This window comes from Zavarzinella formosa DSM 19928 (assembly GCF_000255705.1).
Taxonomy (GTDB): domain Bacteria; phylum Planctomycetota; class Planctomycetia; order Gemmatales; family Gemmataceae; genus Zavarzinella; species Zavarzinella formosa.
The window spans coordinates 921,029-921,266 of the sequence record NZ_JH636440.1; the positions used below are offsets into that span (position 1 = coordinate 921,029).

General features: G+C 70.2%; 1 pseudogene. It reads left to right on the forward strand.

What is annotated here, in order from left to right:
- Positions 1–238 (forward strand): annotated as a pseudogene (locus BGIM_RS65825) (hypothetical protein); the annotation flags it as partial.

Sequence of the window (238 nt, forward strand, 5' to 3'; positions counted from 1 at the left end):
CTGACCGACCGGGGCTTGGAGTCGCCGCGATTGTTCCGGGAAATCACGGCCAACGGCTGGCATCCGGTGATGCGGGTGAAGGCCGGCGGCTCGTTCCGGCCCCGCGGCTGGAGTCGGTTCCGGCCGATGAAATGGTTCGCCGCGAACGAGGGGGACCGGTTTGCGGCCGCCGGGCTGGCTTATGCCGGAGAGCAACTGCCGTGTTCGCTGATGGCCTGCCGCCAGCCGGGATGCGCCG